Origin of the sequence: Streptomyces sp. KL109B, from assembly GCF_030766935.1 — a bacterium.
GTDB lineage: Bacteria > Actinomycetota > Actinomycetes > Streptomycetales > Streptomycetaceae > Streptomyces.
The window spans coordinates 1,154,914-1,169,248 of record NZ_JASERL010000001.1; the positions used below are offsets into that span (position 1 = coordinate 1,154,914).

The 14,335-nt window shown below is 70.2% G+C and carries 8 protein-coding genes; 2 read left to right on the forward strand and 6 right to left on the reverse strand.

Annotated features, from left to right (window positions below; genetic code table 11):
• Positions 1–22: 22 nt before the first annotated feature.
• The 5 genes from RBJ65_RS05455 to RBJ65_RS05475 form a co-directional block, all read right to left on the reverse strand.
• Positions 23–3,817: a multifunctional oxoglutarate decarboxylase/oxoglutarate dehydrogenase thiamine pyrophosphate-binding subunit/dihydrolipoyllysine-residue succinyltransferase subunit gene (locus RBJ65_RS05455; RefSeq protein WP_306321891.1), complete on the reverse strand. Its 3,795-nt coding sequence runs from the start codon at positions 3,815–3,817 to the stop codon at positions 23–25.
• A gap of 239 nt (positions 3,818–4,056) precedes the next feature.
• Positions 4,057–5,190 (reverse strand): ATP-binding protein, encoded by a 1,134-nt coding sequence (locus RBJ65_RS05460; RefSeq protein ID WP_372341382.1) that lies wholly within the window; start codon positions 5,188–5,190, stop codon positions 4,057–4,059.
• Positions 5,187–5,924: a response regulator transcription factor gene (locus RBJ65_RS05465; protein WP_306321890.1), complete on the reverse strand. Its 738-nt coding sequence runs from the start codon at positions 5,922–5,924 to the stop codon at positions 5,187–5,189. The genes RBJ65_RS05460 and RBJ65_RS05465 overlap by 4 nt, the downstream gene beginning before the upstream one ends.
• A gap of 93 nt (positions 5,925–6,017) precedes the next feature.
• Positions 6,018–6,701, reverse strand: a complete 684-nt coding sequence (locus RBJ65_RS05470) for a spermidine synthase (protein ID WP_306321889.1) — start codon at positions 6,699–6,701, stop codon at positions 6,018–6,020.
• Between the two features lie 125 nt (positions 6,702–6,826).
• Positions 6,827–7,498 (reverse strand): GNAT family N-acetyltransferase, encoded by a 672-nt coding sequence (locus RBJ65_RS05475; RefSeq protein ID WP_306321888.1) that lies wholly within the window; start codon positions 7,496–7,498, stop codon positions 6,827–6,829.
• A 169-nt stretch (positions 7,499–7,667) separates the two neighbouring features.
• Between RBJ65_RS05475 and lon the strand changes: the two genes are divergently transcribed.
• Complete coding sequence (gene lon / locus RBJ65_RS05480) at positions 7,668–10,139, forward strand: endopeptidase La (RefSeq protein ID WP_306321887.1); 2,472 nt, start codon at positions 7,668–7,670, stop codon at positions 10,137–10,139.
• Positions 10,140–10,260: 121 nt separating this feature from the next.
• Here the strand turns inward: lon and RBJ65_RS05485 are convergent, their stop codons facing one another.
• Entirely contained in the window at positions 10,261–11,280 is a 1,020-nt protein-coding gene (locus RBJ65_RS05485; RefSeq protein ID WP_306321886.1) for a LuxR family transcriptional regulator, read from the reverse strand.
• A 202-nt stretch (positions 11,281–11,482) separates the two neighbouring features.
• Between RBJ65_RS05485 and RBJ65_RS05490 the strand changes: the two genes are divergently transcribed.
• Positions 11,483–14,260, forward strand: coding sequence for a M4 family metallopeptidase (locus RBJ65_RS05490; RefSeq protein ID WP_306321885.1), 2,778 nt, complete (start codon positions 11,483–11,485; stop codon positions 14,258–14,260).
• Positions 14,261–14,335 lie beyond the last annotated feature (75 nt).

A 14,335-nucleotide genomic window follows, 5' to 3' on the forward strand; every position in this document is an offset into this window, starting at 1 on the left:
TCGCTCGCGGTGCTTCGGGGCGTTACGCCTCGAAGACCTCGCGCACCAGCTGCTCCTGCTCGGCCTGGTGGCGCTTGGCCGAGCCGACCGCCGGGGACGAGCCGTGCGGCCGCGAGACGCGGCGCAGGCGCTCACCGTGCGGGACGTCGGCGCCGACGGCCAGATCCAGGTGGTCGATCAGGTTCAGCGCGATGAACGGCCACGCACCCTGGTTCGCCGGCTCCTCCTGCGCCCAGATGTACTTCTCGGCGTTCGGGAACTTGGCGATCTCCGCCTGGAGCTCGGCACCCGGCAGCGGGTACAGACGCTCGACGCGGATGATCGCGGTCTCCGAGTCGCCGCGCTTCTGCCGCTCGGCCTCCAGGTCGTAGTACAGCTTGCCCGCGACGAAGACGACCTTCTTGACCGCGTTCGGGTCCACCGACTCGTCGCCGATGACCGGGCGGAAGCCGCCCGTCGTGAACTCGTCCACCTTCGACGCGGCGGCCTTGAGGCGCAGCATCGACTTCGGCGTGAAGACCACCAGCGGCTTGTGGTGCGGGTTGTGCACCTGCCACCGCAGGAGGTGGAAGTAGTTCGACGGCAGCGTCGGCATGGCGACCGTCATGTTGTTCTGCGCGCAAAGCTGGAGGAAGCGCTCGACGCGGGCCGAGGAGTGGTCCGGGCCCTGGCCCTCGTAGCCGTGCGGCAGCAGCAGCGTGACGCCGGAGGTCTGGCCCCACTTCTGCTCGGCGGCCGAGATGTACTCGTCGACGACGGTCTGCGCGCCGTTGACGAAGTCACCGAACTGCGCCTCCCACATCACGAGGGACTCGGGGCGCGCCAGCGAGTAGCCGTACTCGAAGCCCATGACCGCGTACTCGGAGAGCAGCGAGTCGTAGACGTTGTAGCGGGCCTGGTCCGGCGACAGGTAGAGGAGCGGGGTGAAGTCCTCGCCCGTCTTGTTGTCGATGAGGACCGCGTGCCGCTGACCGAAGGTGCCGCGGCGCGAGTCCTGGCCGGACAGGCGCACCGGGGTGCCTTCGAGGAGCAGCGAGCCGAGGGCGAGGGTCTCGCCCATGCCCCAGTCGATCGTCCCGTCCTCGATCATCGAGGCGCGGCGCTGCAGCTGCGGCAGCAGCCGCGGGTGCACCGTGACGTGGTCCGGGATGTTGACCTGGGACTCGGCGATGCGCTTGACGACCTCCTGGGAGATCGCCGTCTGCACGGCCACGGGGAACTCGGCCTGCGGGTCGGGGACCTCGGCGGCGGCCGGGTGCGAGACGGCCTCGCGGACCTCCGTGAAGACCTTCTCCAGCTGGCCCTGGAAGTCTTGGAGCGCCTGCTCGGCCTCTTCCAGGGTGATGTCGCCGCGACCGATGAGCGACTCGGTGTAGAGCTTGCGCACCGAGCGCTTCTTGTCGATCAGGTCGTACATCAGCGGCTGCGTGAACGCCGGGTTGTCCGACTCGTTGTGACCGCGGCGGCGGTAGCAGATGAGGTCGATGACGACGTCCTTGTTGAACGCCTGGCGGAACTCGAAGGCCAGGCGGGCAACGCGGACGACGGCCTCGGGGTCGTCGCCGTTCACGTGGAAGATCGGCGCCTCGATCATGCGGGCCACGTCCGTGGCGTACATGGAGGAGCGCGACGACTCGGGAGCCGCCGTGAAGCCGACCTGGTTGTTGATGACGATGTGGACCGTGCCGCCCGTGCGGTAGCCGCGCAGCTGCGACATGTTGAGCGTCTCGGCGACCACACCCTGGCCCGCGAAGGCCGCGTCACCGTGCAGGGCGATCGGCAGGACCGTGAAGTCCGTGCCGCCCTTGTTGATGATGTCCTGCTTGGCGCGGGTGATGCCCTCGATGACCGGGTCGACCGTCTCCAGGTGGGACGGGTTGGCGGCCAGCGAGACGTTGATCTGCTCGCCGTCCAGGCCGGTGAAGGTGCCCTCGGCGCCCAGGTGGTACTTCACGTCGCCGGAGCCGTGCATCGACTTCGGGTCGAGGTTGCCCTCGAACTCCCGGAAGATCTGCGCGTACGACTTGCCGACGATGTTCGCCAGCACGTTCAGGCGGCCGCGGTGGGCCATGCCGATGACGACCTCGTCGAGGCGGTTCTCGGCGGCGGCGTCGATGACCGAGTCGAGCAGCGGGATGACGGACTCGCCGCCCTCAAGGGAGAACCGCTTCTGACCGACGTACTTGGTCTGGAGGAAGGTCTCGAAGGCCTCGGCCGAGTTCAGCCGGCGCAGGATGCGCAGCTGCTCCTCGCGCTCCGGCTTGGCGTGCGGGCGCTCGATGCGGTCCTGCAGCCAGCGGCGCTGCTTCGGGTCCTGGATGTGCATGAACTCGACGCCGGTGGTGCGGCAGTACGAGTCGCGCAGCACGCCGAGGACGTCGCGCAGCTTCATCATCGACTTGCCGGCGAAGCCGCCGACGGCGAACTCGCGCTCCAGGTCCCACAGCGTGAGCCCGTGCTCGGTGATGTCCAGGTCGGGGTGCTTGCGCTGCTGGTACTCCAGCGGGTCGGTGTCGGCCATGACGTGGCCGCGGACCCGGTAGGAGTGGATCAGCTCGAAGACGCGGGCGGCCTTGGTGACGTCGTCGTCGTGCGAGGCGTCGATGTCCTTGAGCCAGCGGACCGGCTCGTAGGGGATCCGCAGGGCCTTGAAGATCTCGTCGTAGAACTCGTTCTCACCGAGGAGGAGGTTCGCGACGATGCGCAGGAACTCGCCGGAGGCGGCGCCCTGGATGACCCGGTGGTCGTAGGTCGACGTGAGCGTCATGACCTTCGAGATGCCGAGCTTGTTCAGCGTGTCCTGGGAGGTGCCCTGGAACTCCGCCGGGTAGTCCATGGAGCCGACGCCCATGATGACCGACTGTCCGGGCATCAGGCGCGGGACCGAGTGGACGGTGCCGAGGCCGCCGGGGTTGGTCAGGGAGACCGTGACACCGGTGAAGTCGTCCATGCCGAGCTTGCCGTCACGGGCGCGCCGGACGATGTCCTCGTAGGCCTGCCAGAACTCGAAGAAGTTCAGCGTCTCGGCCTTCTTGATGCCGGCGACGACGAGCTGACGGTCGCCGTTCGGCTTCACGAGGTCGATGGCCAGACCGAAGTTCACGTGGTCCGGCTTCACCAGCGTCGGCTTGCCGTCCTTCTCCGCGAAGGAGTAGTTCATCGACGGCATGGCCTTGATGGCCTGCACCATCGCGTACCCGATGAGGTGCGTGAAGGAGATCTTCCCGCCGCGGGCGCGCTTGAGGTGGTTGTTGATGACGATGCGGTTGTCGAACAGCAGCTTCACCGGGACCGCGCGCACGGACGTCGCCGTGGGGACCTCGATGGACTTGTTCATGTTCTTCGCGACGGCGGCGGCGGGACCGCGCAGCGTCACGAGCTCGGGGCCGGCAGGGGCCTCGGTCGTCACTTCTTCAGCCTTCTTCGGTGCGGGGGTGGCGGGCTTGGCGGCCGGAGCGGGCGCCGCGGCGGCCGGCTTCGGCGCGGTGGGCGCGGCCGGAGCGGCGGGCTTCGCGGGGGCCGGAGCGGCAGCCTGTGCGGGAGCTGCGGCTGCGGGCTGCGCGGGCGCGGCGGGGGCCGCGGGCTTCTCGGCCGGCTTCGGGGTCGACGCGGCCCCCGCGGCCGCGGCACCTGGCTTGTAGTCGGCGAAGAAGTCCCACCAGGCTCGGTCAACCGAATTCGGGTCCTGGAGGTACTGCTGATAGATCTCGTCGACGAGCCACTCGTTGGGACCGAACGCTGCGGCAGGGTTCTTGCCCTGCCCGGCTTGGTCGGTCTCGGGGGAGATGCTCGAGTTACTGGGGGACTGTGGCGACACGGCGGTAACCGCCCTCTTCCGCTTCTCACAAGGTGATGGACAGCGGGAATAAAGGCTACGCCTCCATTCACGAGACGTGCAGACCGGGCCGTGATCCGTCACGTAAGTCACACCGGAAGTCGCGTTTCGGGCCGTGAAATGGCGGGAAACAACCGGGGTTTCGGTACGTTCGGATGCGCGCCGGGCGTGCTCACGTACGCCGGGCGCGCTCTTGACCCTTGCCTGACCGAAACCCTACGTCAACTTTGCGTTCCGGGCTCTCCCGGAAGAGTGACCTTGATCCGGCAGCCGCGCTCGGATTCGGCCACCCTGATCTGCCCGCCGTGCAGTTCCACGGCCCAGCGGGCGATGGCGAGGCCGAGTCCGGTGCCGCCGTCGCCCTTGTCGCCGGTGGCGTCGCCCTGGTTGAAGCGCTCGAAGACCTTGTGCCACTCGGACTGCGGGATGCCGGGGCCCTCGTCGAGGACTTCGAGGACGAGCGAGTCGTCGTAGGGCCCGCGCCGGGCGAGCACGGTGACGCGGCCGTGCTGCGGCGAGTGCTTCACCGCGTTGTCGATGAGGTTCGCGACGACCTGGTGGATGCGCTCCGGGTCGGCGAGCGCCGTCAGCTCGGGCGGCGAGACGTCGAGGTGCAGATGGACGTCCGTACGCGTGTGGGTGCCGGAGCCCGAGGCGAGTCCGGCGCGCTGGGAGACCGCCATGTTGGCCTCCTTCAGGACGCCCGACAGATACGGCCAGACCTCGAAGCGGCGCGCCTTCAGCGGTACGACGCCGTTGTCCAGGCGGGACAGGTCGAGCAGCGTGTCGACGAGGCGGCCGAGCCGCTCCGTCTGTTTCAGCGCCGTGCGCATCGTCTCGGGGTCGGCGGACATCACGCCGTCGACGACGTTCTCCAGGACCGCGCGCAGGCCCGCGATGGGGGTGCGCAGCTCGTGCGAGACGTTGGCGACGAGCTCCTTGCGCTGCTGGTCCTGGGCCGCGAGCTCGTCGGCCATGCGGTTGATGGTGACCGCGAGGTCACCGATCTCGTCGCGCCGGTCCGCTCCGCGCACCCGGCGCGAGTAGTCGCCGTTGGAGATGAACCGGGCCACCGTGTTCATCTCGTCGAGCGGGGCGGTCAGCGAGTGCGCCACGAACTGCGTGATCAGCAGCGTGGCGATGATCGAGAACACCGTGATGAAGCGCAGCTCCGTCGCGGTGTGCACGGCCACCATGACCAGGCCCGTGGTGATGAAGACCGAGACGACGACGAGCGTGCCCAGCTTCGCCTTCACGGAGAAGGGGCGCAGACCGCCGGAGGCCCACAGGGTGTTGAAGGACGGCCGCTGCGGCCGTCCGCCCGCAGCCGTCCGGTCCCGATCCCCTCCGCTCACGGGTTCGGCGTCTCCAGCGCGTAGCCCACGCCGTGCACGGTGCGGATGCGCTCCGCGCCGATCTTCCGGCGCAGCGCCTTGATGTGGCTGTCGACGGTGCGGGTGCCCGAGGCGTCCGCCCAGTCCCACACCTCGGCGAGCAGCTGCTCGCGGGAGAGGACGGCGCGCGGCGTGTTCGCCAGGCACACGAGCAGGTCGAACTCGGTCGGGGTGAGGTGCACGTCGTCGCTGCGCACGCGCACGCGGCGCTGCGCGTGGTCGATCTCCAGCTCGCCGAGGCGCAGTATGCCGCTGCGCGGCGTCGTCGCCGCGAGGGCCGCCCGCTCGACGCGGCGCAGCAGCACGTGCACGCGCGCCGCCAGCTCCCGCATGGAGAACGGCTTGGTCATGTAGTCGTCGGCGCCGACGCCGAGGCCGACCAGCATGTCCGTCTCGTCGTCGCGCGCGGTGAGCATCATGACCGGCACCGGCCGCTGCGCCTGCACGCGACGGCAGACTTCGAGCCCGTCGAATCCGGGCAGCATGATGTCGAGGATCAGCAGGTCGGGCTGCCAGGCCTCGGCCGTGTCCACCGCCGCCGGACCGTCCTGCGCGGTTTGCACGAGGAATCCCTCGGCGCGCAGCCGGGCGGCGATGGCGTCGACGATCGTCGGATCGTCCTCGACGACAAGGATCCGCCGTTGGGCTCCCTGGGTCGTCGTGGTGGTGTTGTGGGAGGTGTGTGTCTGCTCCATCGCCCCGCCCCTGAATGCGCGCCGTCGTGACGCGCTTGACGCTTGAATGATCGGGTTTCGGACGTCAGCGTACGGGGAGTTACCGCCGGTCGGCTACGTGGGCCTCAGTGCGAGGTGCACCACGTCAGGGACGCCCCGGACAACCGGGATCTCTTCGGTGCGCACCGCCTGGAATCCGGCATTCCGCAAGGTTTCTTCGAAATTTGCTGACGGCTGAGCGGACCATACGGCGAGAACCCCGCCCGGGTCGAGTCGGTCTCGGCAGGCGGCGAGGCCGGCGGGCGCGTAGAGGCTGTCGTTGTCCTCGGTGACGGTCCAGTCGGGACCGTTGTCGATGTCGAGGCAGAGCGCGTCGTACGTCTCCGTCGACGTGTGCAGATGCCGTACGAGGTCGGCCTCGACGATCTCCGTACGAGGGTCGGCGAGGGCCTCGGCGGACAGCTCGCGCAGCGGGCCGCGGCGGTGCCAGTCGATGATCGCCGGTTCCCGCTCGACGACCGTGACGCGGCCCCAGCGCGGGTTCGCGGCCGCGTGTGCGAGGGAGAAGCCGACGCCGAGGCCGCCGATGAGGACGCGCGGCTTCTCGCGGTCGTCGAGGGCGGCGAGCGCCGAGTCGACGAGCCGCCGCTCCGAGCGGCCGTCGGAGGTGTCCATGAGGAACGTGCCGTTCGCGATGATCTGCAACAGCCCACCGTGACGGCGCAGGACCACCTCTCCGAAGGGGCCTTCGCGGCGGTCGAGGACGACGGGTGGATCGGGGTGGTACGGAGTCGTCATGGCGGCCATTGTGGCGGACGCCGCGTGCGCTCCGCGGGCCGTTCCGTGTTGTGTTCAACGTCTCACGTCGCAGTTTCGCGGTCGACCGTCCCCACGCCACGGGGCTCTGCCCCGGACCCCGCCGCTCAATCGCCGCGGGGGCTTGATTTGGGGCCGACGTACTTCGCGTTCGCCAGCGGAGCGTCGATCCGCCAGCCCACCGACTCGTACAGGAACCGCCCCTCGGGCGTACACGCGAGGACCGCGCGGGTCGCACCCAGCGCGCGGGCCTCGGCCTGCAACGTCCCCATGACCACACGGCCGAGCCCCTTGCGGCGATGCCCCTCGGACGTCTCGATCTGATCGACGACGGCACTCGCCCCGGTCGGGGCGACCTGGCCACGCGCGGCGAACGCCCCGTCCGTGTCCGTGAGCAGGACGCGCGTCACGCCCGCGCGGGTCCAGAGGTGGCGGATGTAGCCCCCGGGGACCGGAGGCGCGGCGGCCGGCGTCAGGTCCGTCGACATCAGGAAGTCGTCCGCCCCGTACGCCTCCCACTCCGGGCCGAGCCACGGCAGTACGCGCGCGGGGTCGGCGAAGACCTTCAGGTGGACGTCGCGCCCGTGCGTCGCCTCGGCCGCCTTGCGCACGGCCTCCTCGGTCACCGCGTCGTTGGTGGCGCCGATGACGTGCCGGCTCACGTGGTGCGGCAGGCCCACATGAATCGTGTAACCCCAGGGCTCGACGAGCGGCGGAGCGGCTCCGCGCGAGAGGACCCAGCCGTCTACCCAGTTCCGTACGAGTTCCTCGCCCGTCATGCGCGCACTCCCTGTGTTGTAAGGGGCTGTCTGCGATAGGGGTTATTACAGCGCTCGTTCCGTGCCGCCGGTAGACGTGATCGCTCACAGCGAACGGCCGTTCCGGAACATCTGGAGGCTCGCGAGCATTGAGTCCACATAGCTCAACTTGACTGCCGAAGGGGAGATCATGGCTTTGACGTCCAACCCGCTCACCCTGCCCGTGCTGCCCCTCGACGACGAGGTCGTACTGCCGGGAATGGTGGTGCCCCTGGACCTGAACGACGCCGACGTACGAGCCGCGGTGGAGGCCGCACAGGCCGCCGCCCGTACCGGACCCAGCAAGCCGAAGGTGCTGCTTGTTCCGCGGATCGACGGCACGTACGCGAACACCGGCGTGCTCGGCACCGTCGAGCAGGTCGGCCGCCTCGCCGACGGCGACCCCGGCGCGCTCATCCGCGGCGTCGGCCGCGTCCGCATCGGCGCGGGCACGACAGGCCCCGGCGCCGCCCTGTGGGTGGAGGGCCTGACCGTCGAGGAAGAGGTGCCGGACCCTTCCCCAAGCTCTCGAACCGACTCGAGCAGGGGAGGCCCCACTCCGGGCGCGGTCACCGAACTCGTCAAGGAGTACAAGGCGCTCGCCACGAACTGGCTGAAGAAGCGCGGCGCCTGGCAGGTCGTGGACCGCGTCCAGGCCATCGACGACGTCTCCGCGCTCGCCGACAACTCCGGCTACTCGCCGTTCCTCACCACCGCCCAGAAGGTCGAGCTGCTGGAGGCCGCCGACCCGGTCGAGCGGCTCAAGCTCGCCACCCAGCACCTGCGCGACCACCTCGCCGAGCAGGATGTCGCCGAGTCCATCGCCAAGGACGTCCAGGAGGGCGTCGACAAGCAGCAGCGCGAGTTCCTGCTGCGGCGCCAGCTCGACGCCGTGCGCAAGGAGCTGCGCGACCTCAACGGCGACGCCAAGGACGCCGCCGAGGAGTCCGACGACTACCGCGCGCGCGTGGAGGCCGCCGACCTTCCCGAGAAGGTCTACGAGGCCGCGCTCAAGGAGGTCGACAAGCTGGAGCGGGCCAGCGACCAGTCGCCCGAGGGCAGCTGGATCAGGACCTGGCTCGACACGGTCCTCGAACTGCCGTGGAACGAGCGGACCGATGACGGCGCCGCGTACGACATCCAGGGCGCCAAGGCCGTCCTCGACGCCGAGCACGCGGGCCTCGACGACGTGAAGGAGCGCATCACCGAGTACCTGGCCGTGCGCAAGCGCCGCTCGGACCGCGGTCTCGGCGTGGTCGGCGGTCGGCGCGGCGGCGCGGTGCTCGCGCTCGTCGGCCCGCCCGGCGTCGGCAAGACCTCGCTCGGCGAGTCCGTGGCGCACGCGATGGGCCGCAAGTTCGTCCGCGTCGCGCTCGGCGGTGTGCGGGACGAGGCGGAGATCCGAGGACACCGGCGTACGTACGTGGGTGCCCTGCCGGGACGCATCGTGCGCGCCATCAAGGAGGCCGGGTCGATGAACCCGGTGGTGCTGCTCGACGAGATCGACAAGGTGGGGTCCGACTTCCGGGGCGATCCGGCGGCGGCGCTCCTGGAGGTCCTCGACCCGGCGCAGAACCACACCTTCCGGGACCACTACCTGGAGGTCGAACTCGACCTGAGCGATGTGGTCTTCCTCGCCACGGCGAATGTGCTCGAGGCGATTCCGGAGGCGCTCCTCGACCGTATGGAGCTGGTCCGGCTCGACGGGTACACCGAGGACGAGAAGGTCGTCATCGCCCGCGACCACCTCGTGCCGCGCCAGTTGGAGCGCGCGGGGCTGAGCGGCGACGAGGTCGTCATCGGCGACGACGCGCTGCGCAAGCTCGCCGGCGAGTACACGCGCGAGGCGGGCGTACGCAACCTGGAGCGGTCCGTCACGCGGGTGCTCCGGAAGGTGGCCGCGCAGCACGAACTCGGGGACCGGGAGCTTCCGTTCACGGTCGGCGAGGGTGATCTGCGCGGGCTCATCGGGCGCCCGCACCACGTGCCCGAGTCGGCGCAGGACCCGGCCGAGCGGCGCACGTCCGTGCCGGGGGTCGCGACGGGGCTCGCGGTGACCGGGGCCGGGGGCGACGTGCTGTTCGTGGAGGCGTCCCTCGCCGATCCGGAGACGGGGGCGGCGGGGCTGACGCTCACCGGGCAGCTCGGTGACGTCATGAAGGAGTCGGCGCAGATCGCCCTGTCCTTCCTGCGGTCCCACGGGGCGGAACTGGAATTGCCCGTCGCCGATTTGAAGGAGCGCGGCGTGCACATCCACTTCCCCGCGGGGGCCGTGCCGAAGGACGGGCCGAGTGCCGGTGTCACGATGACGACGGCGTTGGCGTCGTTGCTGAGCGGGCGGCTCGTGCGGACGGATGTGGCGATGACCGGGGAGGTTTCGCTGACCGGGCGGGTGCTGCCGATCGGTGGGGTCAAGCAGAAGTTGCTTGCGGCGCATCGGGCGGGGATCTCGACGGTGATCATTCCTAAGCGGAATGAGGCGGATCTGGATGATGTGCCGGCCGAGGTGTTGGAGAAGCTGGATGTGCATCCGGTGACGGATGTGCGGCAGGTGTTGGAGTTGGCGTTGGCGTCCGCGTCTGCGTCTGCGTCGGCGGATGTGGTGGTGCCGGTTGCTGCGTGAGGCCTGCGACGGGGTTGCGGTTCCGGGGCTCTGCCCCGGACCCCGCTCCTCAATCGCCGGAGGGGCTTGAGTGGCCTGGCCTCAGTCGTCGGAGGGGCTTGAATTGCGGGGCTGGAGTGGCCTAGGTCAGCCAGCCCCGCAGTGTTGCCCGGACTCCCGCCTGGAAGCGGGTCTGGGCGTTCAGCATCGTCATCAGGCGGGTGATGCGGCGGCGGACCGTGTGGACGTGGACGTCCAGGCGGCGGGCGATGGCCTCGTCCTTCAGGCCCGAGGACAGGAGGGTCAGGAGTTCGCGGTCCTCGTCCGTGATCGCGTCGTCCGTGGAGTCCGCGCCGATCGGTACCGCCTTCTCCCACACCGCGTCGAAGAGCGGGACCAGGGCGTGGCTGAGCAGGGAGTCGCCGACCACCAGGGCCGAGGCCGTGGGGTCGGCGGCGTCCGTGGGTGGCAGCAGGGTCACCCGGCGGTCCACCGTGAAGAGCTTGGTCGGCAGGTCCTTGCCGACCCGGATCTGAACGCCCTGCGCGGCGAGGTCGTTGAGGCCCCGCGCCCGGCCCGCGAAGGTGAGGCCCTCGCGGTCCACCACCACCCGCACCCGCGCCCCGCGCCGCACCGGGGCCGCCACGTCGAGCGGGGCCGGCATGCCGTCCGGCCGGCTGGAGGCGTACGGCGGGCGGTCGAGCAGCGCCACTTCCGTGGTGGCGGAGGCCAGCATCGCCGCGACGCGCTCCGCGATGGCCCGGCCGCCGCGCACCGTCTCGATGCCCATCGCCCGCACATCCGCGGGCGTCGCGGTCAGCAGCCCGGCCGCGAGCCGGTCCACCGCTCCCGTCAGGTCCTCCAACTCGGCCGAACGGCGCAGCAGTTGCGCCTGGTGCCGGTGGATCAGATTGCGCAGCGCCGTGGCGGGCGGCACGGCGCGCGGGAGGGCGGAGCCGTGCGGTGACGGCAGCGTGCAGCCGCGCTCCGCGAGGTGGCCGAGGGCGTCGGCGACCCGGCGCGCGGGCAGCCCGGTCGCGCGGGCGAGCGCCGCCCGCGAGCCGAATTCGGTGGCGCCGAGCAGCGCTTCGTAGACCCGCAGATCGTTCTCTTCGAGTCCGAGGGCCTGCCATTGCGCGTCGTCGTGCCCACCCGATGCCACCAGGGGATTTTCGGCTCATCCATGTAGGCCACACAAGTGTGCACGTCCACAAGTCAGCACGGGGAACGCATTGTTGAGGTGGGGGCTCCGGTATTTGCATGGCCGCATCCGACATCTGTTCATGGATCAGTGGCACCGGAGGGGAATCGTGCGGACTTCGGCACACAGACGTAGAGGTAGAGACAGCGGCGTAGGCAGAGGGGTGGGTGTGCTGCTGGTCGCCGCCGGGCTGATGGTGGGCGGCGGGTTGCCCGCCGCCCACGCGGCCGACGCCGCCGAGCCCGTCGTGCCCGGTACCGGCACGGACACCCCCTCGCTCGTCACCGGGCTGCACGAGAGCGCCGCCCCGGACGTGAGCGCCGCCGACGCGGCCCGCGCGCACCTCGCGGGGGAGAAGGGGCGCTACCACATCGCCGATCCGAAGGGCGACCTCAAGGCGGTCGGCACCCTGCCAGGCGCGCACGGCGAGGAAACGGTCCGGCTCCAGCAGAAGTACCGCGGCGTCGACGTCCTCGGCGGACAGTACGTCGTACGCATGGAGAAGAAGGACGGCAAGCGGACCGTCACCGGTACCTCCGGCAAGTACTTCACCGAGCTGAAGCTCGGCACGGTCACGCCGAAGGTCTCGGAGAAGACCGCCATCCAGCGTGCCGTCGCCGCCGTCTCGACGCGGCTCGGCGGAGCGCCGCTGCGCGCCCCCGCCAAGGGCGGGAAGGCCGCCGTGCCCGAGCTGGCCGGAAAGGCCACCGGCGTCACGATCCTGCCGCGGGGCACCGGCGTGCTCACCCGGCACATCACCGTCACGGGCACCGATCCGGCGGACGGCACGGCCGTCAAGCAGGAGGTGTACATCGACGCCCACTCCGGCTTCCCGGTCATGCAGTACAGCGGGATCCAGTCGTTCGGTGCGACCGGCGCCGCCGCCGGGGCGACGGGCGGGACCACGGCGACCCCGGGCGAAGCCGCCCCGACGGACGTCCCGCCGTTCGTCGTGAAGGGCTCCGGCACCCGGTACAACGGCCAGAAGGTCGACCTCAACCTGTACAAGGGCACCGACGGCACCTACCAGATGTACGACTACGGGTTCCGCGACGCCGCCAACCCGTACGTCGGCCCCCTGCTCCAGACCTGGGACGCCAACGGCGCCGACGTCTCCACCGCCTCCGGCGTCTGGCCGTCCGCCGCCAAGATCGTCAAGTCGGCCACCCCGGACCTCGGCGCCGAGTACACCAACTCTGGTGTGGTGGACGCCCACTGGGCCGCCAACAAGGTGTACGCGTTCTACAAGGACCGCTTCGGCCGCAAGGGCCTCGACGGCAACGACGGGTACATGTACTCGATCGTCGGCGTCACCGCGAACGGCAAGCCGTACGACAACGCCTTCTGGGACGGCGCCAAGATGGTCTACGGCAAGGGCGGCGGCGACTACCGCACCTTCTCCGCGGACACCGACGTCGTCGGCCACGAGATGACGCACGCCGTCACCCAGCACTCCGCGAACCTCGTCTACGCGGGCCAGTCCGGCGCGATGAACGAGGCGATCTCCGACTACTTCGGCAACGCCATCGACCTGGAGGCCAACGGCCAGTCGATGGACGACCCGGACGCGGGCCTGCTCGGCGAGGACCTGTGCACCACGCTCGGCCCGCGCGAGTGCGCCCTGCGCGACCTGAACGACGGGCACACCACGGCCAAGGACTTCATCGGCGTCAGCTACCGCGGCGACAACGGCGGCGTGCACCTGAACTCGACGATCTTCTCCGGCGCCCTGTGGGACATGCGCGAGGACCTCGGCGCCGACTTCGCCGACCAGATCGTCTACCGCGCTCTCACCGCGTACATGACGCCGCTGGACGGCTTCACCGAGGGCCGCGCGGCGGTGCTCGCCGCCGCCCAGGAACTCGGCGCGACCAAGGCCCAACTGAGGGTCGTCAAGCGTGCCTTCGACGCCCACGGCATCACGCCGGGCTGGGAGACGGCGCTCGGCGTGGACACCGACACGATCCTGTCGAAGGTCAACGTGTCCGGCACCGGTGTCGACGCCGCCAACGGCACGTACGCGATGTCCCGCTCCAACGAGGACGGCAGCGAGCCGTACTCGGTGTGGGTCGGCAACACCAGCGGCAGGGGCACGCCGCAGCAGAAGAGCCCCAACAACGGCAACTACAACGTCTACGCCGCCACCGACGGCAAGAACGTGGCCTGGGCCGAGTTCGCGTCCGACGCGGTGAAGATCCACGTGCGTGCGATCGGCACCGGTCTCGACAAGGTCGTCGACGGCATCGGCGCGAGCGTCACCTCCGTGAAGCTCGACGGCGACGTCCTCGTCTACACCTACGTGAATCCGAGGACCGGCTACGAGCAGGCCCGCTACGTCGACATCAGGACGGGTGCCACCAAGGACCTCGCGCCCAACCCCGTCTCCGCCACCGCGCTGACCTCCGTACGCGACGGAAAGATCGCCTACGCGAAGCTGTGGGGCGAGTCCGACGGCTACAAGCTGGGCGTCGAGGTCTACGACACCGCGACGGGCAAGACCCGGTTGATGCCGATCGACAAGACCGCGGTCGCCGGCATCGGCCAGACCGAGATCACCGACGACGGCGTCTTCTGGATCGAGGACGGCGACGGTACGGACGGTGGCCGGGCGGCCGTGCTGCGCGCCGCCACCGACGGCATGGACCGCACCACGGTCGCCCCGGAATCCGGTGCCGATTCCCTGTACGCCTACCAGCTGACGGCCACCGACGACGCGGTCGACGTCCTGACGCTGCCCCCGGCCACCTCCTGGGCCAACGACACGCTGCCGAAGCTGTACCAGGTGACCCCCGACGGCAAGGGCACCCCGCAGCGCGTCTCCTGCAACCGCGGCGACCAGGTCTACCCGGCCGCCGACACCGGCAAGCGGGTCCTGTGGCTGGACGGCACCACCGGCTACACGAACCTCGTGAAGCGGGACCGCCCGGCCGGCACGTGCTGACCCGGCGCCACTGAACGCGGCAGCGGCCGGACTCCCGGAGGGGGGAGCCCGGCCGCCGTCGTACGTACGTCGGAT

Excerpts from the sequence above, each read along its gene's own strand:
- RBJ65_RS05465 (WP_306321890.1), bottom strand. The coding sequence starts at position 5,924 with ATGGAGCAGACACACACCTCCCACAACACCACCACGACGACCCAGGGA.
- RBJ65_RS05470 (WP_306321889.1), bottom strand. The coding sequence starts at position 6,701 with ATGACGACTCCGTACCACCCCGATCCACCCGTCGTCCTCGACCGCCGC.
- RBJ65_RS05475 (WP_306321888.1), bottom strand. The coding sequence starts at position 7,498 with ATGACGGGCGAGGAACTCGTACGGAACTGGGTAGACGGCTGGGTCCTC.
- lon (WP_306321887.1), top strand. The coding sequence starts at position 7,668 with ATGGCTTTGACGTCCAACCCGCTCACCCTGCCCGTGCTGCCCCTCGAC.